This is a genomic window from Paenibacillus sp. FSL R5-0914, assembly GCF_038004525.1.
In the GTDB taxonomy this organism is placed as follows: Bacteria; Bacillota; Bacilli; order Paenibacillales; family Paenibacillaceae; genus Paenibacillus_AQ.
In genome coordinates, this window is sequence record NZ_JBBORH010000001.1 from 2784774 (window position 1) to 2811233 (window position 26460).

At 41.8% G+C, this 26460-nt stretch carries 19 protein-coding genes; 15 read left to right on the forward strand and 4 right to left on the reverse strand.

The genetic code is table 11. The features are described 5' to 3' along the window. Window positions 1-13 precede the first annotated feature (13 nt). The 12 genes from MKX60_RS12205 (at window position 14) to MKX60_RS12260 (ending at window position 17666) form a co-directional block, all read left to right on the forward strand. Window positions 14-1342: a response regulator gene (locus MKX60_RS12205; protein WP_042190532.1), complete on the forward strand. Its 1329-nt coding sequence runs from the start codon at window positions 14-16 to the stop codon at window positions 1340-1342. Window positions 1343-1459: 117 nt separating this feature from the next. Further along, window positions 1460-2380 carry a carbohydrate ABC transporter permease gene (locus tag MKX60_RS12210; protein WP_042129891.1) on the forward strand — a complete coding sequence of 307 codons (921 nt, stop codon included), beginning with the start codon at window positions 1460-1462 and terminating at the stop codon, window positions 2378-2380. A gap of 1 nt (window position 2381) precedes the next feature. Beyond that, window positions 2382-3254, forward strand: coding sequence for a carbohydrate ABC transporter permease (locus tag MKX60_RS12215; protein WP_042190530.1), 873 nt, complete (start codon window positions 2382-2384; stop codon window positions 3252-3254). Between the two features lie 132 nt (window positions 3255-3386). Further along, entirely contained in the window at window positions 3387-4850 is a 1464-nt protein-coding gene (locus tag MKX60_RS12220) for an ABC transporter substrate-binding protein (protein WP_341059945.1), read from the forward strand. 400 nt (window positions 4851-5250) lie between these two features. After that, complete coding sequence (gene adhE, locus MKX60_RS12225; protein ID WP_042129885.1) at window positions 5251-7872, forward strand: bifunctional acetaldehyde-CoA/alcohol dehydrogenase; 2622 nt, start codon at window positions 5251-5253, stop codon at window positions 7870-7872. A gap of 253 nt (window positions 7873-8125) precedes the next feature. After that, the gene (gene pflB / locus MKX60_RS12230; protein WP_341059947.1) at window positions 8126-10387 is read left to right on the forward strand and encodes a formate C-acetyltransferase; all 2262 of its coding nucleotides are present in this window, start codon (window positions 8126-8128) and stop codon (window positions 10385-10387) included. Between the two features lie 215 nt (window positions 10388-10602). Beyond that, on the forward strand, window positions 10603-11340 hold the full coding sequence (gene pflA / locus MKX60_RS12235; RefSeq protein ID WP_042190523.1) for a pyruvate formate-lyase-activating protein: 738 nt from the start codon (window positions 10603-10605) through the stop codon (window positions 11338-11340). Window positions 11341-11762: 422 nt separating this feature from the next. Beyond that, window positions 11763-13172 (forward strand): extracellular solute-binding protein, encoded by a 1410-nt coding sequence (locus MKX60_RS12240; RefSeq protein ID WP_076284460.1) that lies wholly within the window; start codon window positions 11763-11765, stop codon window positions 13170-13172. Window positions 13173-13299: 127 nt separating this feature from the next. Next, on the forward strand, window positions 13300-14184 hold the full coding sequence (locus MKX60_RS12245; RefSeq protein WP_042190519.1) for a carbohydrate ABC transporter permease: 885 nt from the start codon (window positions 13300-13302) through the stop codon (window positions 14182-14184). Next, a complete protein-coding gene (locus MKX60_RS12250) occupies window positions 14184-15014 on the forward strand; it encodes a carbohydrate ABC transporter permease (protein WP_042129876.1) in 831 nt (276 codons plus the stop codon). The genes MKX60_RS12245 and MKX60_RS12250 overlap by 1 nt, the downstream gene beginning before the upstream one ends. Before the next feature lie 29 nt (window positions 15015-15043). Then, window positions 15044-16900 (forward strand): cache domain-containing sensor histidine kinase, encoded by a 1857-nt coding sequence (locus MKX60_RS12255; protein ID WP_076284461.1) that lies wholly within the window; start codon window positions 15044-15046, stop codon window positions 16898-16900. Beyond that, window positions 16875-17666: a response regulator transcription factor gene (locus tag MKX60_RS12260; RefSeq protein WP_340971878.1), complete on the forward strand. Its 792-nt coding sequence runs from the start codon at window positions 16875-16877 to the stop codon at window positions 17664-17666. Before MKX60_RS12255 ends, MKX60_RS12260 begins: the two co-directional genes overlap by 26 nt. A gap of 24 nt (window positions 17667-17690) precedes the next feature. Here MKX60_RS12260 and MKX60_RS12265 read toward each other — a convergent pair whose 3' ends face one another. Continuing rightward, entirely contained in the window at window positions 17691-17825 is a 135-nt protein-coding gene (locus MKX60_RS12265) for a hypothetical protein (RefSeq protein WP_341059950.1), read from the reverse strand. A 337-nt stretch (window positions 17826-18162) separates the two neighbouring features. On the opposite strand from MKX60_RS12265, the gene MKX60_RS12270 reads away from it, so the two are divergent. The 3 genes from MKX60_RS12270 to MKX60_RS12280 all read left to right on the forward strand — a co-directional run bounded on the left by MKX60_RS12270 (window position 18163) and on the right by MKX60_RS12280 (window position 21810). Next, window positions 18163-19140, forward strand: coding sequence for an ABC transporter permease (locus MKX60_RS12270; protein WP_256721637.1), 978 nt, complete (start codon window positions 18163-18165; stop codon window positions 19138-19140). 15 nt (window positions 19141-19155) lie between these two features. Continuing rightward, window positions 19156-20118 carry a carbohydrate ABC transporter permease gene (locus tag MKX60_RS12275; protein WP_231573325.1) on the forward strand — a complete coding sequence of 321 codons (963 nt, stop codon included), beginning with the start codon at window positions 19156-19158 and terminating at the stop codon, window positions 20116-20118. A gap of 93 nt (window positions 20119-20211) precedes the next feature. Continuing rightward, the gene (locus MKX60_RS12280; RefSeq protein ID WP_341059952.1) at window positions 20212-21810 is read left to right on the forward strand and encodes an ABC transporter substrate-binding protein; all 1599 of its coding nucleotides are present in this window, start codon (window positions 20212-20214) and stop codon (window positions 21808-21810) included. 82 nt (window positions 21811-21892) lie between these two features. Here the strand turns inward: MKX60_RS12280 and MKX60_RS12285 are convergent, their stop codons facing one another. Genes MKX60_RS12285 through MKX60_RS12295 form a run of 3 tightly spaced genes read right to left on the reverse strand, consistent with a single transcriptional unit; the run spans window position 21893 to window position 26219 of the window. Then, complete coding sequence (locus tag MKX60_RS12285; RefSeq protein ID WP_341059954.1) at window positions 21893-23170, reverse strand: ABC transporter substrate-binding protein; 1278 nt, start codon at window positions 23168-23170, stop codon at window positions 21893-21895. 23 nt (window positions 23171-23193) lie between these two features. Then, entirely contained in the window at window positions 23194-24438 is a 1245-nt protein-coding gene (locus MKX60_RS12290) for a response regulator (protein WP_341059956.1), read from the reverse strand. Between the two features lie 11 nt (window positions 24439-24449). Next, window positions 24450-26219 carry a sensor histidine kinase gene (locus MKX60_RS12295; protein WP_341059958.1) on the reverse strand — a complete coding sequence of 590 codons (1770 nt, stop codon included), beginning with the start codon at window positions 26217-26219 and terminating at the stop codon, window positions 24450-24452. Window positions 26220-26460 lie beyond the last annotated feature (241 nt).

A 26460-nucleotide genomic window follows, 5' to 3' on the forward strand; every position in this document is an offset into this window, starting at 1 on the left:
GGAGCATGCAGATATGTTCAATATATTGGTTGTGGATGACGAACCATTGATTTGTAAAGGATTGAGCAATTTATTAGCTTCATCCGGGCTGGATATTTCTAATATCTATACAGCTAATAGCGGATTTGAAGCACTAGACTGTATACGTATGGAGGAAATTGATCTGCTCGTTACGGACATACAGATGGGTGCGATGAGTGGAATTGATTTGATGCAGCATGCCAAACTAGCCAAACCATGGGTACAGACCATCGTGATTTCTGCTCATGAGACGTTTCAATATGCTCAAATGGCTGTTAGGCTCGGGGCAAAGGATTATTTAATCAAGCCTTTGAATAGTGAGCAGTTTTTGGATTCGGTCCGAAATGTGCTCCTTAAGATGGGGAAGCCCTCACCAGAACTAGATGTCTTCATGTCTGGAATTAACGAAAGCTTTCGACTGGAAGAGCCGCTGCCGGAATATAGCAAGCTCTTGAACGAATTGCTCATTGACCCTGGGGTTGTACTAGCTGAAGGAGATAACCTGCTGAAGCTGGATAACCTGAAGCTACAAGGGCCGTATTTTTCCGTCTTAAAACTTAAGGTACCACTGACTGGAGTAAACCAGGAGAAGCAGTATACTATTCGGGACAGACGGCTTCTTTGTTATGCTGCGCTGAACATTGCCAAAGAATTAATGGATCAGGAATGGAACTCGATAGCCTTTTATGCGCCGGATGGAGAAATTACGATCATTATTCAATGGGATGAAAAAAGCTATGAGGATTCTTCTGCCGGCCAAATCAACAGGCTAGATATACTTGGTCGCAGTCTTCATTTTAATATCCATAAGTATTTACATCTGAATGTGGTCATTGGCATTAGCCAGATTTTAAAGGGGCTTTCGTTTATGGCCGTGTTGAACCGTCAGGCCTCTAATGCAATTCTCTGGAATAATGAGCATAGTGACCATTACGTGTTCTATTATGGGGATTTCAACTGGAACAGTTACACGAGTGATCCTTCTGTAGAAGAACTTCATACGCATAGCAATCTGATCGTACAAAAAGCAAAAGAATATATTGACGAGAACTATGCGCAAAAAGGACTGACGATTCACGATGTGGCTAAAAAGAATCATGTTAGCCCCAATTATTTGAGTTACCTATTTAAGAAAAATACAGGTTATAACCTGTGGGAATATGTAATTAAGCTCCGGATGGAAGAAAGTCGGGAGATGATTTTGAATACCGATCTTCGCAGATACGAAATTGCGGAACGTGTGGGTTATGAATCGCCCGAGCATTTTAGTAAAATTTTCAAAAAATATTATGGGATTAGCCCCAGCGAATTGAAGAAGTAAAAACACTCATGACTTCGGTAGATATAGACATGTTCAGTACAACCCTCATTTCCTACAATTTAAGGTAGGAAGCATTTTGCGAAAAATGCTGATAGAACAATGGAATGAGGGAGCCTGATGAATCAAACCGCAGTTGTAACCGAAAACCCGGCGACGCTGAAGGGGACACCGTACAAGCAAAACCGCTGGAAGAAAAACTTTTGGGGATATATGTTCCTCGTACCTGCCGTAATTATTTTTATTATGTTCTTGTGGGTTCCAATTTTTAAGGGCTTACTGTACAGCTTCTACCATGTTGATTTTGTGAAAGGGAACAGCTTTGTAGGCTTTGAGAACTACAGTAGAGCACTTAGTGATCCAGATGTTTTGACCGCATTAAAGAACACTGGGTATTACATGTTTCTATGTCTTATTATCGGTTTTTGGGTTCCGATTGCTTTTGCCATCATGATCTCGGAGCTGAGAAAGTTTGGGGGCTTTGTACGTGTAGCGGCTTACCTTCCTTTCGTAATGCCTGGTGTGGTTCTCTATGGATTGTGGAGATGGCTTTATGATCCGGTGGGCCCGATTAATGCGTTACTAGGCACAATGGGTGTGGATCAGGTTGCCTTCTTAACAGATACAAGATGGTCGATGATTTCCCTTGTGTTTATGGAAACATGGCAGCAGTTCGGATCAGGGATGCTAATATACTTAGCTGCTGTACTCAGCATTCCAAGAGATTGGTATGAAGCCGCTGAGATTGATGGAGCAGGTATATGGGCACGTATAAAGTACATCACATTGCCTTCACTGCGTAATTTAATCTTTTTGATGCTGATCCTGCAAATTATTGGTACTTCACAAGGGTATCAGTCACAGATGGCGCTGCTTGATGGCGGTCCAAATAATACTACGCTTACCTATGCGCTGTTGATCGTGAAATATGCATTTACAAGACTCGATTATGGAACAGCTACTGCGCTTGGCATGTTAATGTTCATTGTCCTAGGTGGTTTGGGCATTTTACAGTTCAAGCTTAACAAGGAGGACTACTAAGATGAAAAGCGCAGATAGAGGAATTCTTTCAGAACACGATTTGAAAAAAACAAGTAATAAGATTGTTTATGGCTTGATGTGCGTAGTCATTTTGGTTATGGTTTTTAGCATGCTGTACCCGATTTGTATGACGTTATTCAACGGGTTGAAGTCGAATCAAGAAGTGAATTCATTCCCGCCGCATTTTTTCCCTCAGGAATGGCACTTCAGTAATCTTAAAGATGCGATGAATTACATTGATCTACCCATGTTCCTTAGAAACACCATTTATATCTTTTTAGGGAATATGGTCGTGACGCTTGTCGTATTGGGAATGTCAGCATTTAGTATTTCTCGTATGAATGTTCCTTACAAAAGAGCTATTTACTTCTTCTTTCTGATGACATTGTTTATTCCGGCTACCAGTTACATGATCCCGAACTTTGTCAATTTGAAGGAGCTCGGATTGCTGAATCAGTATGCGGCTTTCTGGTTGCCAGCGGGTGCGAACACTTTCTACTTTCTATTGTTAAAGAACTTTTTTGACGGAATTCACCCGGAAATCTTTGAAGCAGCACGAATTGATGGGGCCTCTGAGCCGAGAAGCTTTTTCTCCATTGCCGTGCCACTATCCATTCCGATTTTTGCTACATTAGCGATCTTTATCTTTTCTACTGCATGGAATGACTGGTTCTGGCCATCTCTGGTTATGCACAGTGAAGAGAAATATACGCTTGCGACAGCCATTTATAAATACGTTATTAATGTGAAGGCACTCAATACTAATATTAAATTTGCAATCCTGTTTATAGTATCCTTGCCTCCAATCATTGTCTTCTTGATTTTCCAGAAATTCATTATGCGTGGGGTTGCTTTGTCGGCAGTGAAAGGATAAGCAATTATCGACGAATTTAACCATGGATCGTAAACATGCACATGAAAGGAATATAAATGCACCTCGTTTGTAAACGGTTTCTAATTTATGATCGATATGTAAGATAATTATGAATTGAAAAGGGGAGTTTCAATGCGTAAGTACTCTAGCGTTCTACTAAGCGTACTTGTAGCCGGATCGTTGCTGTCTGCTTGCAGCGGCAACAATAACGGAAACACAGCGGGGAACAAAGGCGGGGAAGCATCTACTGCGCCAACAAATGCGGTAACGGATAATACAGCAACCGCTACAGATGCACCAGTGGATGACATTACTCAAAGAAAAGTGACGATCAAGATTCACTATCCAACACCTGACTTAACTGAAATAAGAGCACAGGAAGACGACAAAATCAAACGTTTCCAAGAGGTATATCCGAACGTAGAAATCGTTAAAGATGACTGGCAGTACAATGTAAGTGAAATCGGAATTAAGATGGCTGCGAATGAAGCACCAACCTTCTTTAATACTTTTGCTACAGAAGCTAAATTCCTGGTTGAAAAGGGCTGGGTTGCTGACATCACAGATTTATGGAACAAATATGAATTTAAAGATCAAATTAACACAGTGCTTCAAAATCAATTTATCATCGACGGCAAAGTTTTCGGAGTAACACAAAAAGGTTATGTAACAACCACTATGATCAACAAAAAAATGCTGGATGAAAAAGGCGTAGCCATTCCGCCTATGGATTGGACTTGGGATGATATGCTGAATACGGCTAAAGGTGTAGCTGATGCCAAAAAAGGAATTTCCGGTATTGCTCCAATGGGTAAGGGGAACGAAGCAGGTTGGAACTGGACCAACTTCCTGTTTGAAGCTGGCGGAGAGATTCAAAAGATTGAAGGCGGTAAGGTTATAGCTACATTTAATTCCGATGCTGGCGTTAAAGCACTGGATTTCTACAAGAAACTTAGATGGGAAGCTAACGCGATTCCACAGGACTGGGCACTTGGTTGGGGCGATGCTGTAGGTGCGTTCCAACAAAGTCGTACAGCAATGGTAATGGCCGGGTCTGATGGCGTTATCGAGCAAGCGTTGAACCAAGGTGGACTGAAACCTGAGGATGTGCTTACGTATCCTATGCCAGCTATGGAAAAAGGCGGAAAGCACACAGGGGTACTTGGTGGTGACTATCTAGTAATTAATCCAAATGCTACGCCAGATGAACAAGAAATGGCATTCCGCTACATTACTTTTGATTATTTCTCTGACAAAGGTTTGGAAGCGCTGGATGCAATTCTTCAACAACGTACAACCGATGGCAAATACTTTATCCCGCCGCTCTTAGACTACTACTCAGCTGATTCTGAGTTTGGTAAGAAGACCAAAGCGGTTTATGACAAGTACACAAATGTATACCAATATAGCCCTGACATTATGGGACTTTTGGATGGTAAACCTGAAGCTCAATACAACACACAGGACTATTACGCAACCATGTCCAATGTTATTCAAGAGCTGTTCTCCAAAAAAGGAACGGATTCCAAGAGCCAGCTAGAAGCAGCAGCTAAAACAGTGCAAGAGAAATTCTTTGATACGATTAAAGCGGAATAGTTTAATGCAAAAGCCGGCCCCTTTGGGGTCGGTTTTTTGTTGTGAAGATTTATAAATTTATAAATCTTCAAAAATAGTGATAATCAATTGGAAATTATTACAGTGTAGGAAAATCGTAATTGACTGTGATGAAGAGAATACATTTTTGTGTTCTGATTTTAGATATATGGAATAAAGAGGAGCTGAAATTTTGCTTATTAAAGTATAATTCTAAGATTTAAAGGGTTTTATAGCACATAATATGGTAAAAAGACTATAATATGATCGAATGAAAGCGCTTTGAAAACAAATCAAAAAAACTTTATACTTTGTGAAAGATTTCACTATACAAGGTGGAAATCATGTGATAAGATAAATGTGTAGAGAAAAACAACTAAAAATTGACAGGAGGACGAGGGAGATGGCAGTTAAGAACGAAGTCGCCGCCCAAGTTAAACAAGTTACCGCTGAAGAGTATATTCAGAATTTAGTGGATAAAGCAAAAAAAGCGCATGAGGCGTTCATGGCGCTAGACCAAGAGCAAGTTGACACAATCGTTCATGCAATGGCGTTGGCTGGACTCGACAAACATATGTACCTCGCAAAATTGGCCGTAGAAGAAACTGGACGCGGCGTATACGAAGACAAAATTACGAAGAACATCTTCTCAACTGAATATATCTGGCACGGAATTAAATACGATAAAACAGTAGGCGTTATTGAAGACAACGCTTATGATAGCTTCCAAAAAATTGCTGAACCCGTCGGAATTGTTATGGGTATCACACCGGTAACCAACCCTACATCCACCACGATGTTTAAAGCGTTGATTTCGATTAAGACACGGAACCCTATTATATTCGGTTTCCACCCATCTGCGCAAGAGTGTAGTGCAGCTGCTGCAAAAATTCTTCATGATGCTGCCGTGAAAGCTGGCGCTCCTGAGAACTGTATCCAATGGATTGAAATGCCAACAATGGACAAGACAAACGCATTGATGAACAACCCAGACGTTGCTCTTATCTTGGCAACTGGTGGTTCTGCAATGGTAAAAGCAGCTTATAGCTGTGGTAAACCAGCACTTGGCGTAGGCCCTGGTAACGTACCTGCTTTCATTGAAAAGAGCGCGGATATTGATCAAGCCGTAACGGACATCATTCTTTCTAAAACATTTGATAATGGTATGATCTGTGCTTCCGAGCAAGCTGTTATTATCGAAGAACCAATCTTCGATCAAGTGAAGAAAAAGATGATTGCTAATGGCTGCTACTTTGTGAATAAAGAAGAAGCTGCCAAACTGACTAGTGGAGCAATGAACGTAGATAAATGTGCGGTTAACCCAGCAATCGTAGGTCAATCCGCAGTGAAAATTGCTGAAATGTGTGGCATTCAAGTCCCTGCCGGCACAAAGATTCTGGTAGCAGAACTTGAAGGTGTAGGCACTAAATATCCACTTTCCGCTGAAAAATTAAGCCCGGTTCTTGCTTGCTACAAAGTTAAGAATGCAGATCAAGGTATCGAACGCGCAGCTCAAATTGTTGAATTTGGTGGTATGGGACATAGCTCGGCTATCCACTCCAACAACGAAGAAGTAATCATGAAGTTCTCTAACCGTCTGCAAACAGGACGTATTCTCGTTAACTCGCCTTCCACACATGGTGCGATCGGCGATATCTATAACACTAATATCCCTTCGTTGACTCTGGGCTGCGGATCTTATGGACGTAACTCCGTGTCGCAAAACGTTACAGCAATCAATTTGATCAACGTGAAAAGGGTGAATCGTCGTACCGTGAATATGCAATGGTTTAAAGTACCTGACAAGATCTATTTCGAAAAAGGCGCTACTCAGTACCTGACCAAAATGCCTGATATCACACGTGTCGCAATTATCACTGACCCAATGATGGTTAAGCTTGGATATGTTGAAAGAGTTGAACATTACCTGCGTCAACGTCAAACCCCTGTAGCTATCGAAGTGTTCTCTGAAGTTGAACCAGATCCATCGACAACTACAGTTGAAAAAGGTACTGCAATGATGAACAGATTCCAACCGGACTGCATTATCGCACTTGGCGGCGGTTCCCCAATGGATGCTGCAAAAGGAATGTGGTTATTCTATGAACATCCAGACGCAGACTTTAATGGTCTGAAACAAAAATTCATGGATATCCGTAAACGGGTATACAAATTCCCTAAACTTGGTAACAAAGCTAAATTTGTAGCTATTCCAACTACTTCGGGTACAGGTTCGGAAGTAACATCTTTCGCAGTTATTACCGATAAAACAACTGAACAGCACACTAAATATCCTTTGGCTGACTACGAGTTAACTCCAGATGTGGCTATCATTGATCCAGAGTTCGTATACAGCTTGCCAAAAACTGCTGTTGCTGATACAGGTATGGACGTATTGACACATGCTATCGAAGCTTATGTATCGGTTATGGCGAGTGACTATACTGATGGCCTAGCTATTAAAGCGATCCAACTGGTATTCCAATACCTTGAAAAATCAGCGCTGGAAGGCGACAGAGTAGCACGTGAGAAAATGCATAACGCATCAACACTTGCTGGTATGGCCTTTGCCAATGCATTCTTGGGTATTAACCACAGTTTGGCGCATAAATGGGGCGGACAGTACCACACTGCTCATGGTCGTACTAATGCGATCCTTATGCCACACGTTATCCGCTACAATGCTAAAAAACCTACGAAGTTCGCTTCGTTCCCTAAATATTCGCACTTCGTAGCTGATGAGCGTTATGCTGAAATTGCCCGTATTCTGGGATTGCCAGCTCGCACAACTGAAGAAGGTGTAACTAGCCTGATCAATGCTATTCGCGATATGAATAAAAAATTGGGCATCGAAGAATCGTTCCAACAACTGGGCTTTGATCCTAAGGACTTCGAATCCCGCGTAGATTACTTGGCTGACCGTGCGTTTGAAGATCAATGTACAACTGCCAATCCTAAGCTGCCACTGGTATCTGAGCTTGCTGATGTATACCGTAATGCGTTCTACGGAAGATTTGATAATTAATAAGTGGTTAAATAGAGAATAGGATAGTTGTGGACTTAGATAAAGGTGACAAATATCACTCGAAAGGTGATATTTGTCACAGTGTTTTTATAGAAAATAAACTAGAATGTTTATATAAACAACGGTCCCACATATGAAATGTTGATTGTGAAATTTGGAACAACCACATCTTTTTGGGGATCACGAGACACGGGATCAACCTTCAAGCCCGCGATCTCTACAAATATAATAAATATAGATGGAGGGATTTAGCATGTCGGTGATTGAAAAAGAAGTAAATGAAGTGAAATCCGGTTGGAGAAGTTTTACAAAAGGTAAATGGTCCAAGAAAGTTGACGTTAACAACTTTATCGCTAGTAACATTAAGCCTTATGAAGGTAACGAAGAGTTCCTCGTAGGTCCTACTAGTAACACAACTGAACTGTGGAAGATTATTTCCCAACTGAGCAAGGAAGAAAGAGAAAGAGGCGGCGTATGGGATGTTTCCCTAGATACTGTCTCCACAATCACTTCACATGCTCCAGGCTACATTGACAAGGACAAGGAACAAATTGTAGGCGTGCAGACTGACGCTCCTTTCAGACGTTCCATCCAGCCGTTCGGCGGGATCAAGATGATGGTTGATGCTACGAAGGCTTATGGCTTCGAGCTTCCACAAAACATCGTTGACATGTTCACGAACATTCGCAAAACGCATAACCAAGGCGTATTTGATGCATATACACCAGACATGAGAGCAGTGCGTAAATCCGGCGTTATCACAGGTCTTCCTGATGCTTACGGCCGTGGACGTATTATCGGCGACTACCGCCGCATAGCTCTGTACGGTATTGATTTCTTGATTAAAGACAAAAAGCAACAACTAGCTGAGCTTGAAGTTGACTCCATGACAGAAGAAATAATTCGTTTACGTGAAGAGCTGTCCGAGCAAATTCGTGCACTGGGCGAATTGAAAGAAATGGCAGCTGCTCACGGCATGGATATTTCCAAACCAGCGATGAACTTCAAAGAAGCTACTCAATGGGTATACTTTGGATATCTGGCAGCAGTTAAAGAACAAAATGGTGCAGCGATGTCCCTGGGACGTGTTTCTTCCTTCCTAGACATCTATGCAGAACGCGATATTGAAGAAGGTACTTTGACTGAAGAACAAGTCCAAGAAATTGTCGATCATTTCGTAATGAAACTGCGTATCGTGAAATTCTTGCGTACACCTGACTATAATGACCTGTTCTCTGGAGACCCTACTTGGGTAACTGAATCCATCGGTGGTATGGCTGAAGATGGAACCACTCGTGTTACCAAGAACAGCTTCCGTTTCCTGAACACCCTGTACAACTTGGGTCCAGCTCCGGAACCAAACTTAACTGTACTTTGGTCCGAAAGATTGCCTGAAGGCTTCAAAAAATATTGTGCTAAGGTTTCTATCGAAACTAGTGCAATTCAGTATGAAAACGACGATCTAATGCGTCCATACTGGGGTGAAGATTATGCGATTGCATGCTGCGTATCTCCAATGCGTATCGGTAAACAAATGCAGTTCTTCGGCGCTCGTGCCAACCTGGCAAAAGCTTTGCTGTATGCTATTAATGGTGGTAAAGACGAAAAATCCGGAGCACAAGTTGGACCGGAATTCCCAGCTATCACTTCTGAATATCTAGATTATGACGAAGTAATGAAACGTTTCAAACCGATGATGGAGTGGTTGGCTAAGACTTATGTTAACACTTTGAACATCATTCACTATATGCATGACAAATATTCTTACGAACGTATCGAAATGGCACTGCATGATCGCGACATTCTGCGTACAATGGCTTGCGGTATCGCTGGTCTGTCCGTTGCAGCTGACTCACTGAGTGCTATTAAATACGCGAAGGTTAAACCAATCCGTAACGAACAAGGTATTGCAATTGACTTCGAAACTGAAGGCGAATTCCCTTGCTACGGTAACAATGACGATGCTGTAGACAACATCGCAGTAGAATTGGTTGAAACCTTCATGTCTATGATCCGTAAACACAAAACATATCGTGATGCTGTACCGACTCAATCGGTATTGACCATTACTTCGAATGTAGTGTACGGTAAGAAGACAGGTACAACACCTGACGGACGTAAAAAAGGCGAACCATTCGCACCAGGTGCTAACCCAATGCACGGACGCGACAAGAAAGGTGCTCTGGCTTCACTGAACTCTGTAGCCAAACTGCCTTACTCCGATGCACAAGATGGTATCTCCAATACGTTCTCTATCGTACCTAAGGCACTAGGTAAAGACGATGAATCCTGTAAGTCTAACCTGGTACACATGATGGACGGATACTTCCATAATAACGCTCAGCATTTGAACGTTAACGTATTTAACCGTGAACAGCTGATGGACGCTATGGATCACCCAGAGAACTATCCACAATTGACTATCCGAGTATCCGGTTATGCAGTTAACTTCATCAAGTTGACTCGCGAACAACAAATGGACGTAATTAACCGTACTTTCCACGGTTCAATGTAATTTGTTTATATTTATAAAGATCTTTCATTGAGATATGCACTAAAATATTTGCAAGGAATTACCGCTCTTGTTTCAAGGGCGGTAATATCTTGTTCAAGAATCATTAAAATTTTAAATTTTACGGTCGCGATTAAGGAGAACACAGTCTTAAGGGCAGGGATTCTTCTTCGTGAAAGATGGACTGTTAGTCAGTCCTGGAGAAAGGATGACATCCTATGATTAAAGGTCGCATACACTCCTTGGAAACCTTTGGAACCGTTGACGGACCTGGTATTCGATTTGTCTTATTTATGCAAGGGTGCTTGCTGAAATGCCAGTATTGCCATAACCCTGATACTTGGGCTTTAGATGAAGGTAAGGAAATGACTCTAGAAGAAGTGCTTTCGGAGATCGAGCCATATTTAAACTACTATCGTTCATCCGGTGGTGGGTTAACTGTATCCGGCGGAGAACCAACTTTGCAGGCACAATTTGTAAAACAGTTATTTACGGAAGTTAAGAAGCGTTGGAATTTGCACACCACATTAGATAGTAATGGTTATAACGAAGGTGACAAGATTAATGACTTATTGGATGTTACGGACTTGGTGATGCTCGATTTGAAGCATATTGATGAAGAAGCACACATTAAGTTAACTGGTAAATCTAATGATCGGACCTTGAAGCTTGCACGTTGGCTGTCAGATCATAACCGTAAGATGTGGATTAGACATGTATATGTTCCAGGCATTCATGACCGTGAAGAGGACCTTATCAATCTAGGTCGTTATATTGGAACCTTAAATGGCGTTGAGAAATTTGAAATCTTACCTTATCATCAAATGGGTATCTATAAATGGGAAATGCTCGGTAAGGCTTATGAATTGGATGGAGTGCCATCCCCTACGGATGAAGAAGTTCAGCGGGCATACCGCTTAGTCGAAGAAGGTCGTAAGCAGACAGCGTTGGTATAATTTATACCTACATTAAGTGGAGCCGTTCCTTCAGTGATTTACTGCTGAAGGAACGGCTTTTTTTGTTATGAGGGACGTCTGATGTCATTTAAAGGGGTAATTTTGTATTTTCGCTTTAAAAAAATGGTATATTTACTGCTGTTAATTAACGACTTGGAAATCTGTTATGATATATATTGTATCATTGCATTGAGTTTTTATGATTATTTTCAAAGTATATGTATGGTTAAATCACGCTATAAAGCTTTTAATCGTAATTATTACTGAAATAAAGTTATATTATATTACATATTGTGTAGTTGATTCCGCTTTCATTAGAGATTTTTATCCCTATAGTGGATGAATCTTAACCTTACGAGAATGGAATCTGTTTTCTATAATAAGAAGTGTAAAGCACAACATTATATGGGGGGTCACAAGAAATGAAAAAAGGTATGACTTTGCTATTGTCCCTGATTTTTGTATCATCAGCTTTACTGGCAGGTTGCGGAGGCAACAACAATGCATCTTCTAACAAAGGAGATGGAAACGCTACCGCGACGAATGCAGCGGATGCTACAAATGCTCCAGCAACAGAAGAACCGGTTAGTAGCGAGCCGTTCGAAATGACGATTCGTCACACTCAAATCGGTGCCGACAAACAGAAACGTTTAGCTATTCTGCAAGAAGTAGTGAAAAAGGTAGAAGGCGATGTACCGGGTCTGACCTTTAAGCTTGATGGAGTAGATTCAGATGTAAACCGTAAAGAAAAATTACGTGGTGAAATGGCTGCAGGTAATCCACCAGAGATCTTCGATCTTTTCGGAAGCCCTGACTCTAAGATCTATGCTAAAGAAGGTAAATTACTCGATCTGACTCCAATCCTAGAGGAACTTGGAATTAAGGATAAATTCTCAAATCTTGATCCTTTCACTTATGAAGGAAAAATTTACGGATTGCCTATCGGTGGATCTGGTGAAGGGTTCTTCTACAACAAAGAATACTACAATAGCAAGGGTTGGAAAGCTCCAACAACATTTGCTGAATTGGAACAACAATTGGCTGACATCAAGGCTGACGGAAAAGTACCTTTGGCTGGTGCATCTAAGGCTGGTTGGGTACCACTTATGTTAGCTAACCACTTGTGGTCACGTTATGCAGGTCCAGATGTAACCGCTAAGTTTGCAACAGGCGAAGCTAAATGGACTGATCCAAACGTTGTAAAAGGTTTTGCAAAGTACAAAGAATGGGTTGACAAAGGATACTTCAAAAAAGGCGAACTTGGTTTCGAGTATGCTGAATATACAACACAATTCACTAGTAGTGAAGCAATCCTCTTGTATGATGGTACTTGGAAATCTTCCGTATTTAAAGAAGGACAATCTGGCGAAGGTTTGATTGGTAAAGTTGGATTCTTCAATATTCCTCCAGTTGATGGTGGCGTAGGCGACCAAACTGCATTGATGCGCGATGTAAACAATGGCTACGGTTTCTCTGCTTCTGCTGAGAAAGATCCACGTCAATTGGCTGCTGTGAAATCTTTCATCAAAAACTTGTTTAACGAAGAAATGCAATTACGTGGTCTTGTTGAAGATGGCGTACTGCCAGCAATGAAAATTGATCAAAACGTGCTGAATGAAAATATTACGGATGATCTGATGAGCGAAATCGTAGGTGTACTTAATAACTCACAATCTTCGTTCCCAGCATTTGACTCACTTGTTCAAGCTGATGTAACTACAGAAATCAGTAACATTCAAATTCAAAAGCTAATTGGTGGTCAGACAACTCCAGAGAAAATGGGCGAAGCTTTACAGAAGGTACAAGAAGAAGCAAACGCAGCAGTTGAATAAGTAGCTGCAAATTGAATGTACCCTGGTGCCAGAACCAGGGTACATTTTTAAACTCAAAGAATTTATGTGTTTGCAAAGCTCTAAAACATTCATTGTTCGCCAGATGTCAAAGCAACCGGAGGTAGTCATGAATAAAGCACTAAGAAATCCATTGGTATTTTTCCTTTTTATTCTTCCAGCACTGATCTTGTTCACGATGTTCTTCATCTATCCCATCTTTAGTTCAATCTATTACAGCTTTACTAGCTGGAATGGGGTATCTGACACAGTCAAGTCTGCCGGAATCAGTAATTTTGAGAAGGCATTAGGAGACGAACGATTCTGGATATCTGTCAAAAATAACGGTTTCTTTATTCTTTTCTCCTGTTTTGTACAGGTACCGTTAATCATATTCTTCTCGTTATTGATATCGAATGTAAAGAAGCTAAAAGGCTTGTATAAGACAGCGGTCTTCATGCCTTCTATTATGTCTACAGCAGTTATCGGTATTCTATGGGGCTTCATTTATGAGCCCAACATTGGACTTTTAAATAAGGTTCTAGGCTTAGTTGGTATTGATCCACTTTACTGGCTGTCGGATGAAAGATTCGCAATGTTATCCATCCTGATCACGAATGCTTGGCAATGGACCGGATTCTACATTGTAATGGTACTTGCAGCTATTCTGTCGATACCAGGTGAATTGGATGAAGCAGCTGCCATTGATGGCGCAACTGGATTCCAACGTGCTACACGCATCACGCTTCCTTTAATTGTTCCGATCATTTCTGTTGTAATCATGTTGTCCATTGCTGGAGCAATGAAAGCGGCGGATATCGTCATTGTAATGACTAAGGGTGGACCTGCTGGTTCAACCGATGTAATGGCAACTTACATGATTAAATATGCTATCACTAACTTTAAGTACGGGTACGGTAATGCCATTGCAGTCCTGATCTTTGTATTTACACTGGTGGTTACAGCCATTTATCAGCTGCTGATAGCCCGACGCACAGAAAGGATTGAATACTGATGCCACGCGCCCTGAAAAAAAGTCTGCCACACGTCGCACTATTGTCCTATCTGCTAGTTATTCTATTTCCTTTCCTGTTCGTGTTATTCTCCTCTGTGAAAAAGGATAACAATGCAATAGCACTTAACCCTTTTGGGATTCCAAAGGAGTTCGTCTTCAATAACTACGTTGAAGCTTGGGTAAATGCCAAGATCAGCACCTACTTTTTTAACAGTTTGTACATTTCCATATTGGCTTCTGTAGTATCTATCATTCTAGCGTCTATGTTTGCTTTTGCAGTTACTCGGATGCGCCAAGGCAAATGGAATACGATTTTGTTCACCTTAGTTATGGTGGGAATGCTCATTCCAAACAACGCATTGATGCTTCCTATTTATACGATTGTACGTAAGATGGGGATTCTGAATACGCACTGGGCGTTGATTATCCCTTATATCGCGAATGCAATTCCGTTTACGATAATTATATTGGCTGCATTTATGCGCTCGTTGCCTAGAGAAATTGAAGAGGCAGCGGTCATGGATGGGTTGAAGGCACCAGGTATCTTTGCTAAAATTATTGTACCTCTAACCGTACCTGCCATGGTTACTGTATTCATTGTTAATTTCCTGGGCAATTGGAACGAATTCTTGCTGGCAAACTACTTCCTATCAAATGATGAACTACGTACGCTCCCAGTGGGTATGGTTCAATTCCGTGATCAATATCAGATGAACTATGCACAAATGTCAGCGGGTATCGTCTTCAGCGTTCTGCCAGTAATTGTGATTTATGCGATTTTACAGGAAAAAATTATTGAAGGCGTAACTGCGGGTGGCGTAAAAGGATAACTTTTTTTCTCAGTCAGGAGCACTAGCCGATGAATTTGCGCTATAAATTATTTACGGCATTTTTGGGCCTGATAATCATTCCCTTATTTATTCTAGGCATGCTTATGTTTTTCGTGACTTATAACTCTATTGAGAAGAAGTACAGTCAACAGTCGGAATACTCGCTCAAAGCAATTAGTTACAGTATTTCAAATGTGTTAAAAGATATGGATAACGTTACAGACAACGGAATTGCTACCTCGGTTTTTCATATGGCACTTAGCGCAGAAGATCCTTCTAATCAAGATTTGACTGATGCTGAGCAACTCAATTTGAATGCAAGCCAGCGCAATTTCCGTAGTCTGTTGTTTAACCATCCATCGATTAGCTATGCTTTTTTATACAATTTTAACGGTAGAGGTAACTCTGAAATCGTGTCGCTTTTTAATAAGGAAAATTTCCGAACGCTACCCTATGATACTTTCAAAAAAAGTGATTTGTACCAGGAAGTAATGGATTTGAATGGCGTGCCAAAATGGCTGGCTCCTCATGAGTATCCTGAACTTACAGGAACTGAACCTGTGTTTACACAAATTCGACTCGTGAAGGAACTGAGCTTCTTTCAGAACATAGGTATCCTTGTTGTACAGATCAAAAATTGGGAGCTCGAATCGATATTTCGCAATTTAAAAATTGGGGATAGTAATCAGGATGTTTCGTTTATGCTAGTAAATGATGACGGAATGATTCTATTTGACCCAGATCAAAAGCTGGATGGGCAGGATATTCAGTCATTCGCGAATAAAGAGATTACCTTCAAAAAAGGGTTTCAGAGTTTTAAAACAGAGTATAACGGGGAGAAGAGTATTCTCTCCATGTATCATTTGAAAGATTATCCTTGGAGTCTAGTGTCTGTAACCTCATGGGACTCTTTATCTCGAGAAGTTACAGTATTTGCACGCTGGTTTGTAGGGGTTATCTTCCTTTGCTTTTTGGCAGCGGTGATCTTCAATCTATTCTTTATGAATCGCATTACTGGTGCAATAGCCGTAATTGTTCGTTTTATGCGACGTGTTGAGGATGGAGATCTAACTTCGCGGGTAGAAGTGAAGGGGAATGATGAGTTAACGCTTCTTGGTAAGGGCTTTAATGATCTTATGGATAAAATTAACCGATTGTTTAACAGAATCCATTTGGAACAGCGTCGCAAGAATCAAGCCGAGATGCGTGTTCTACAGGCTCAAATTAAACCGCATTTTTTATTCAATACGTTAGAGTCGATTAATGTTCTGGCTATACAGAATGAAGGCAAGAAAGTCAGTGAGATGGTCTACCGACTGGCAAGTATTTTACGAATTAGCATTCAGGATCGAGAAGAAATTACACTGGATGAAGAGATTAAACATCTGCGCAATTATTTGGATATTCAAAAATTTAGATTTGAGGATTTATTTGAATACGATATTGATATCCCACAAGAATTGATGAGTTGCGGCATTTTAAAGCTTACTTTGCAACCGCTTGTAGAGAATAGCATTCAACATGGATTTGAGGGTATTGATTACAAAGGTCAAGTTTCTGTGAAAGTTTGGGAGAAGCAAGGGGACTTAATTTTACGAATTGAAGATAACGGTATTGGAATTACACCATCTCAGTTGTCTATTTTCCAATATATTGTGAATGATCCTGTGGAGCAAGAGGTTGAAGTTGAACGGGAAAACCGGATGAATCTTGAACGTAGAGGCCTTGGCATTCGCAGTGTAGCGGATCGCATCCGCATTGAATACGGTGACAGATATGGAATATTTATTTGTTCCAGTCCAGGATATGGTACTATTATTCAATGTGTCATACCTAAATACGAGCAGGGGGAAGATCATTATGCTAAAAGTATTATTGGTAGATGACGAAGCCCCAATTCTGAATAATCTGAAGAGAGTGTTGCCATGGCAGGAGATGGGAATGGAGGTCGTCGGTATGGCGCGAAGCGGTATGGACGCCTTGCGCATTGCTGAAGAGGAGCAACCCGATCTTGTGTTGAGTGACATTCGTATGCCAGTGATGGACGGGTTAACTTTTGTAGGAAAGCTGCGGGAATTGGGATTGGATAGTGAGGTACTGCTTCTTACCGGGTATCAGGAATTTGACTATGCACGGGAAGCGATCCGGCTTGGGGTAAAAGAATACATTTGTAAGCCGATACATTATGAGGAGCTTGGCAATAAGGTACGTGAGATCGGAGCTAATATCCGTAGTAAACAGTTTAAGAATAAACTGTATAATAGCATCCCTTTGTTTCAAGAGATTCCTGAAGTTGACAATGGCAAAAAAACGCCGGATCAGCTAATGAACTTGGCCGCTCAATACATCACTGAACATCTTCATTCAGATATCGGGATTGAGGAAGTGGCGAATAAGATCGGCATCAGTGGCAGTTACTTCTGCCTCTTGTTTAAGAACCGTTTTGCAATGACTTTCGTGGAATACGTAACACAACAGCGAATTGAAGCTGCCAAGTTTATGCTTACTAACAGCGATAAGAGCATTACGGTGATTGGTTCCGGAGTCGGTTATCAGGAACGACGTTATTTCACGAAGGTATTTCAGAAGCAGACGGGGATGTCTCCTAAGGAGTATCGTGACCGAAACGCGGTGAGGTCGGCTTCACTCTGAGGATGTTTGGACTTCCGGTCGCTGTTATCCTCGGATTTCTTGATTGGAAACCGCTGCTCGCGGTTGAAATCCGAGGATAGCATATGCTTCCGAGGTAGCTTTCCAAGGAAAGCTTTTAGGCGAACGCTCCGCTCCTACAGTTCCAAACTTCCTCTCCATTCCTTCTCCCTCACCACACTTCGTTGTGGATATGGGGTCGTCCCACTCCTGCGGTTGTGGGGACTCCTTAGGGGAAAGAAGGGATTATCGATCAGCCTGCGGCTGTGATAAAGGTACATAAGTTATAACCAATTTAATGATTTTAAACAGTAGAGATGATTATCCTTAGTTATTGAGGATAATCATCTCTTTTTTTATAGAAATATAATATGCTCCCTATACTCCCAAAATTTATCATGTGTTTTAATTAGAGTGTAAGAAGGAAGTGCAAGGCGATAGCCAAGCAAGCGTGAAAAAGGCTCTAGATTGGGATGATGATGAAATGGGGGAACAGAACATGAGTGTGACGAATCCTTCCGTCAGCTTATCAGAAGTAAAAAAACGCGGCAGGGGGAGAGTGCCGAATTTTCTGAGAGTGATGAAGAAATATTGGGTGTTCTATTTGATGATGCTCCCAGCCATTATTATTCTGATCATCAATAACTACATACCGATGTTAGGGACGGTAATTGCTTTTAAGGATATTAATTACCAGAAAGGGATTCTAGGCAGCGACTGGGTGGGGATAGCGAACTTTAAGTATCTATTCTCTACGGAGACGGCTTGGGTCATTACAAGAAATACCCTATTGTACAACACTGCGTTTATTGTACTTACACTATTTTTTTCACTGGCTTTTGCGATTATGTTTAACGAAATGCGCAGCAGATGGCTATCAAAATTCCATCAGAGTGCGATGTTTCTCCCATATTTTCTCTCATGGGTCGTCGTCAGTTATTTAGTATACGGCTTTCTAAGTGCTGAGCACGGGTTCATGAACAAGACACTGCTTCCGTTCTTTGGGGTTGATCCAATTGAATGGTATTCGCAGTCGCAATATTGGCCGGGGATTCTAGTGATAGTAAAGCTGTGGAAAGAGATTGGCTATACGACGGTCATTTATATGGCTGCGATCATCGGCATAGATCACGAATATTATGAGGCTGCGCTGATTGACGGTGCTTCTAAATGGAAGCAGATTCGCAAAATCACGCTGCCGCTGATCAGTCCGGTTATCATCGTAATGACGCTACTGCAGATTGGTAGGATTTTTAACGCAGACTTCGGATTGTTCTTTCAGGTGACTAGAAACGCAGGAGCATTATACTCCACTACGCAAGTTATCGACACCTATGTATATCAGACCTTCCTGGCGATTGGTGATATTGGGATGTCCTCTGCCGCGGGTCTCGTTCAATCTATTGTAGGATTTCTACTGATATTCTTAGCAAATCTAGCAGTACGACGAATAAGTAAAGATGATGCGTTATTTTAGAGGGAGGTGGGCGTGTTGAGCCAGACAGAAACTGCAATCGGGCCGTCGGGTCGTACAGGAAAGAGAGCTAAACGGCAAAGACAACCCAATGAAATTTCTAATATCTCCAATTTGTTAATTAATATATTCTTCTGGATCTATACGGCGATTTGTGTGGTCCCACTGATCCTCGTGATTATCGTATCGTTCTCAGATGAACAATCGGTTGTGCAGCACGGCTACAGCTTTTTCCCGAACAAGTGGGATATCTCGTCATATGAATTTCTGTTAAAAGATTATTGGCAAATCATAGATGCGGCTGCCGTTTCCTTATTTGTGACGGTGGTTGGAACGATTCTGAGTCTCGTAATTATGGCAATGTATGCCTATCCTATCTCGCGTGGGGATTTTCCACATCGTAATTTCTTTTCGTTCTTTATGTTTTTTACACTTTTGTTTAATGGAGGCTTAGTGCCCTGGTATCTAGTTTATACTCAAATGATGCATTTGAAAGATACGCTATGGATTCTGATTATGCCACTGCTGGTTTCAGCATTCTTTGTCATCATTTTACGAACCTTTTTTGCAAACACAATCCCGCCGGCACTAGTTGAATCCGCTAAAATTGACGGGGCACCGGAGTTTCGGATCTTCGTTCAAATCATTTTGCCTTTGTCGTTACCGGTACTAGCTACAGTGGGATTATTTCAAACCTTGGCGTATTGGAATGACTGGTATCTAAGCTTGATCTTTATTTCACCCGAAGGGCATGTCAATCTGCAATATCTAATGTATAAGACGATGTTGAACGTTCAGTTCCTGACTGCAAGCCCTCAAGCGATGGCTGCCTTAGCTGCACAAGGTGTAGAAATCAATCTGCCGACAGAGACAGTAAGAATGGCAATGGCTGTTATTGGGATCGGTCCTATCGTATTCGTTTACTCCTTCTTCCAAAAGTATTTTATCAAAGGACTTACCGTTGGTGCTGTTAAAGGCTAATGAGGATTGGAGTGGCTTAATTCGGCGTTCCATGCAAGTGTGTGAACGTCCGATTCAGCATATATAAATATTTTGAGGGAGGTTATGGTGTACATGAAGGCTATTCGAACAAGCGCACTTTTAACGCTGATGCTTATCGTAGTACTCAGTCTTAGCTTAGCTGGATGCGGAGGGAATAACGGGAATAATGAAGGAGCCTCACCAGCGCCAAGTGAAAATGCAACCGCTACCAATGCTGTGGCAACAGATGAGCCCGCTGCAGATCCTACAGCTGAACCGGAGAAGAAATTAGATCCTTATACTGTTAAGTTAATCTATGTCGGTGCCGTTCAAAAGGATGAGCAGGTTGTAGAAGACGCTATCAATAAGCTTCTGGAACCTAAAATTAACGCCAAATTGGATATCGCACCGATCGACTGGGGTCCATGGGACAATGATGTTAATCTGAAGATTGCCAGTCAGGAAAAATTCGATATTATTTTTACAGCCCAATGGAAAAATTATGTAACGAATTCAGCTAAAGGTGCTTACCTCCCACTTAATGATGATAACGGCAAGTACGGTAATCTATTGAACGAATATGGCCAAGGGATTCTTAAAAATCTCGACCCGCAATTCTTAAAAGGTTCTGCGATCAATGGTGTGAATTATGCCGTTCCTACGAATAAGGAGCTAGCAGCACAAGGCGGGATCGTTTATCGCTCGGATATAGCTGATGAACTAGGCATTGATATGTCGAATGTAAAGACCATTCAAGATCTGGATGCCGTTCTCAAAGTTGTAAAGGAGAAGAGACCAGACCTTACTCCACTGTATTTCAAACAAGGAGAGACCTTTAACTCTCAGTACATGGCCCAGTACGATACGCTTGGTGATGCTTCAATTCCGGGCGTTCTGCTTAAGGATTCATCGGACACTAAAATTCAATCTATGATTGAGCTGGACCGCTATAAGGAAATCATCAAACTTACCCGTGAATACATGAAGAAAGGTTATATTAACAAAGATGCGGCCGTGGCTACAAATTCTACACAAGATGCAATGAAGGCCGGTAATGTCTTTATGACAGTACAATCACTGAAACCTGGTAAAGATAGTGAATTGGCTAATGCTACAGGTTTGGTCGGAAAACTGAAACAAATTGCTTTTAACGAACCGACGATTTCTACTAGTGATGCAGCAGGATCAATGTTAGCGATCTCCGCTTCGTCGGGTGATCCAGCTCGTGCCATGATGGTATTAGATCTTTTGCACACGGATAAAGAAATCAATAATCTGCTCGTATTTGGTGTAAAAGGTGTCCATTATGATGTCGTTAGCGGTGATACGATTAAAGCTACTGACAAAACGGGTGACTATAATACCGCTGCCGCCTGGATGCTTGGAAGCCAATTCCTGAATCCTGTATGGGAAAGTGAAGCTCCAGACAAATGGGAGCAATTCAAGGCCTTCAACTCCAAAGGTAAAGCTTCTGTTGCGCTCGGTTTTAACTTCGACGCATCCTCTATGAAGACTGAAATGGCAGCTTGTAAAGCTGTTATGGATGAATATGACATCAGTTTGGATACGGGTTCTGTTGATCCCGATACCGTATTGACTAAGTACGCCGACAAGCTGAAGAAAGCCGGACTTGATAAGATTATTGCAGAGAAACAAAAACAATTAGATGCTTTCTTAGCTGCTCAAAAATAAATACTTTAAATGAAACTAAAAGGCTATCCCCGGCATGATTACTGCGCTGGGGATAGCCTTTATTGTACGCTTGGTGAATAGGTTAGCGGAAAGAAGTATCTATTTTTTGCGCTACCTGAATGGCAAGTGACCAAGCCTGCTCTGGATCTAGCTTACCTTGCTCGGCTTTGGTTAAATACTCGAGCATATTTGTTTCTACATCGGCGTGGTGCGGACCGTAGTAGGTGGGAACTACTTCTTGTGCTGCTGTAGAGAGGACACGTCCAACCTCAGAATTAGGAAAATAGGGATCAGACAGGTTATGGATCTCGGGATCGTCATAAATTTCGGGCGTGGAGGGAAATGCCCCTTCTGACTTAAATGAAATTAGCTGTTGTGCGGGCTCGGTTAACCATTTGATAAGCGCGAATGACTCCTCTGGATGACTGCCTGTTCTAGGCAAGGTAAGGACGGAACCTCCTCGATTAGCGCTATTTCCTGGGATGGTCGTTACATTCCATAATCCGCTGGCTGTTGGAGCACTGCTCTTGATATGATCAATCATCCAAGCCGGACAGAGCATCACTGCAAAGTCGCCGTTTAGCAGACCTGCGCCCCAGCGCTGTGTATCTACAGCAATACCTGCGGATAGATTCAGCTTCAGAGCTTGAATTGCAAAGTCCCAAGCCCCTTTTACTGCTGGATTATTTCCTATGATCAGCTCTTGGGAAGTGGGGCTGTAATATTGAAGCTTGGACTGACGCAGAAGGGTTAGATAAAGATTCTCTAAGTCATTGACAAAGGCTTTGCCTGTTGCCTCATGGACTCTAGTGCCGGCTTTGAGGAATTGGTCCCAAGTTTGGATTCGCTTTGCTACTTCTTCAGGTTTGGTAGGGAGTCCAGATAACGCGAAGATATCAGTCCGATACAACATAGCATAGGGACCAATATCAGTCGGTAATCCGAAGATAAAATCATTACCGAGCACCTCCTGCCATTTCCAACTCAGAAATTGATTCTTTAGATCATTCGCTCCAAATGTTGTTAGATTATAAAAATAATCGGGGAACTGCTTGAAACGATCCAAATAGCTAATATCAATGGCCGCCACATCAGGGGAACTATATCCTGCTGCGAATGAAGTTTGCAGCTTGGCGGGAAGCTGCGTGGAGGTTGAGGTCTGAATATGGATTTCTAGCTCGGGATGCTGCAATTGATACTCTGCTATAAGCGGCTCAAGACCTGATCCAGCCGTAAGCCAGATGTTCAGCTGGATCGGGTCTTGAAGGTCGATATCTTCCTTAGAAGGAGAGATCTGGCAACCGCTTGTATGAAGCAGCAATCCAAAGCTTAACAGGATAGTCAACAACTTAGCATTCACATGCAAGAGAACACACCTCGTCTTTATTTGTTGTGCTTCTGAAATTCCTGAGGAGTCATACCCATGTATTTCTTGAATATGAGGCTGAAGTACGCAGGATCTTTAAAGCCAACTAATTCGCTAACTTCGTAAACTTTGAGCGTAACATTATTTAGCAGTTCTATCGCTTTTTGAATACGAAGCTTGGTAAGAAAACTAGAGAAGCATTCTCCTACATCGTCTTTGAACAGACGGCCTAGATAGGTTGGATTCATGTATAATTCATCTGCAATCATTTTGAGAGAGAGGTTCTCTTGGAGTCGCGAATTCATAGCCTCAATCATTATAGAGATTACCCTGCGTGTAGCCTTCACCTGTAGTTGTTCCGTAAGCTGAGGAGAAGCTGAGCACATGGATACATCACTATAATAGATAACGGGTCGGGTACTATCCTTTTTGAGCTGTTGGCATGCCTGCAGGCTCTCATGATAAGCTGTTGCGAGGGCTCCAAGATCATAGTGAGGGTTGGAGACACCCGCGCTGAAAGGCGATTTCAAGAGGCTAGACAGCTTAATCATCATTTCCTGAGTTAGCGCCTCATCGATTCTTTCGGATTGTTCATGGGGATAAAACAACATGATTATCGCTTCCTGTTCCTCTTGAATGCCGACAACATTAGCGTAAAGCGAAAAACACTCTTCTAATATATTGATTACGGCTGCATACATCGCTTGTTCAGACCAGTATTGTGGCATAACATCACCTAGGTGATTTACAGTAATGATGACAAAAGAATGAAAGGGAGGTATGAGCTGTTCTTCAAAGTAGGGTAATGGAATGCCATAAAGTAGATCAGAAAGGCGTTTCTCTCGAAGATTCTTTTCTCGCAGCTGCGAGACTTGCCTGTGTTGCTTCTTCAATTCCAGACGTTCATACACACTTGTTACGACTTCGAGGATATTTTCAACTGAATTTGGCTTGACCAGATATTCTCGTACACCGTACCTTATGGCTTGGCTGGCATAGGAGAAATCCTGATAACCAGTGAGCAGTATCGTCTCGGTGTCAGGGTAACATTCATGGATATGCTTAGAAAGCTCGAGTCCATCCATGCCAGGCATACGTATGTCTGATATTACAAGGTCAATTGCCTGCTCTTTTAACAGTTGTATCGCTTCTAATCCGTTCTCTACTGAACCAATGATGCTAAAATTATGGTTCGCACTTCCCAGCATTTCTGACAGGGATCGTCGGACAAAACTTTCGTCGTCAACAATTAACACTTTCATCACTTCGCCCCCTACCCTTGATCGAACTGTAATGGAACAGTGACTTTTACGAGTAAGCCTCCGAGCTCGCTGGTTGATAAATGAAGGCCAAATCCATGTCCATAGATTAGTTCTATACGATGATTCAGATTGGAGAGACCGATACCCGTGTGGAGCAGCTTCTCCGGATTAACCTCGCCGCTGATTAAGGCCTCTGCCATTCTTGCCTCGCTCATGCCTTCTCCGTTATCTTCTACTGTTAGCACAAGTGAGTTGCCTTCACTATAGGCCCGAATACGTATAAGCCATACTTCGCGTAGTGTAGGTTCAAGTCCATGCGTGATAGCATTCTCTACAAGGGGCTGAAGGGTTAGCTTCATGAGCTGCCTATTCATGACCTCAGGATTCACGTGCAGATCAACCTGTAGTTTGTCCTCGTAGCGTAGTTTTTGCAGGTAAATGAACCTTTCAAGTTGTTGTAAATCTTCCTCAACCGTAACAAATTCCGATCCACGATCAATGCTGTATCGAAGCAAATCGCTTAGTGCAATAACCATCTGTGACTCTTCTCGCATATGTTTATTAGCCAGTGACCAATAGATGGTGTTCAATGTATTGTAGAGAAAATGAGGGCGAAACTGTGCTTTAAGAGCTACGATCTGAGCTTGTTTTTCACTGATTTGTTTGCTTGAGAGGTCAGCAATCGTATGGTCTAGGTTTTGAAGCATGGAGTTATAGCTTGAGTATAGGATAGCCATTTCTTTATTCATGGTTGTTTTTACAAACGGTAGCGTGGTTCCGCGTTCAACGTTGCTTAGCTTGGTTGCGAGATTACGAAGCGGCTTAGACAGTGTCCACGAGAAAAAGAAGGTAAACAATAACGCTGCGGCCATCCCGAGCAGGCCAATTAAAATAATATTTCTGCGAATGCCATTTAAATCTTTAACAGCTTCTTTAGAATCAATGTAAGCAAAAATGCTCCACTCGCTGTAGGGGGAATAAGCGTAGGATACGAACATATTGCGGGAGTTTATGGTATTTGGGATGATTCGTGCTTTATGATTACTGAATTGACTTAGAATTCTATCATCCATATACAGACCTATCTCATCTGGATCGGTGGAATAAACAATGGTGTTGAAGGAATCAACAATTTGGATTTTCTCATTCTTACCAAGATGAAATTGGCTGACAGCGTTATGGATAACCTCCACAGGAAGGACGAGAAATAGGGTTCCTAGCCGATTTAAATCATTCCAATCATTAATTTGCCTAGCTCCCATGACCACAGGGATCGTGCCGTTCTGCCATACATCTACACCAAACCAGAGCATACGGCCGTTATTCTGGGCTATAGCTGGAAACCAATAGGCGCCGCGGATTTCTCTCTCGCTGTCCCAGATTACTTTTAAGGAGCTGCTATTGGTATATACCTGATTATCTGAAAGTCCGAGCAGCTTGAACTGGATGTCATAATTGATGGAACGTGTCTGTTGATCGATGTAGCGGGTGATATCCATAGCGTCAGTAGGAGGTGTGCGGGATTCTGCTAAGTCTCCTAGTGTTTCTTGAATCAAGGGACTGAACATGATCGTAGAAGAGAGTTTGTCGTTATCTTGAAGGATAGCGTCCATTTTACCTTGAAGTTGTTTGACGGACTCCAGAATATATTGGTTCGACCGGTTAAGAACGGCTTGGGATGACGATCGGTAGGACAAAAAAATCGTAAAGGCTACGATAGTGAAAATGATCAGTGAGAAACCCATGATTAATTGAACGAGGATGGAGATTTTCTTGGACATGTCATCACCCGCATGAAAAGATATTCTTCCATACATTGTAACAAAAGCAAATGAAAGCGAATATACCTTGCCGTAAAATACACATATTTATATGGATAATCTCATATTTTTCGGGTAGCGGATGAAAGGTTGTTTTTGCTTGTTTTAATACTGGGTTAATCTTTCTTTACTTTAAAATGAAACTTTTTGCGGTCGGATGCGTCTAATACTATGTTTTGTTATAACGAACGTGGCAAAAAGC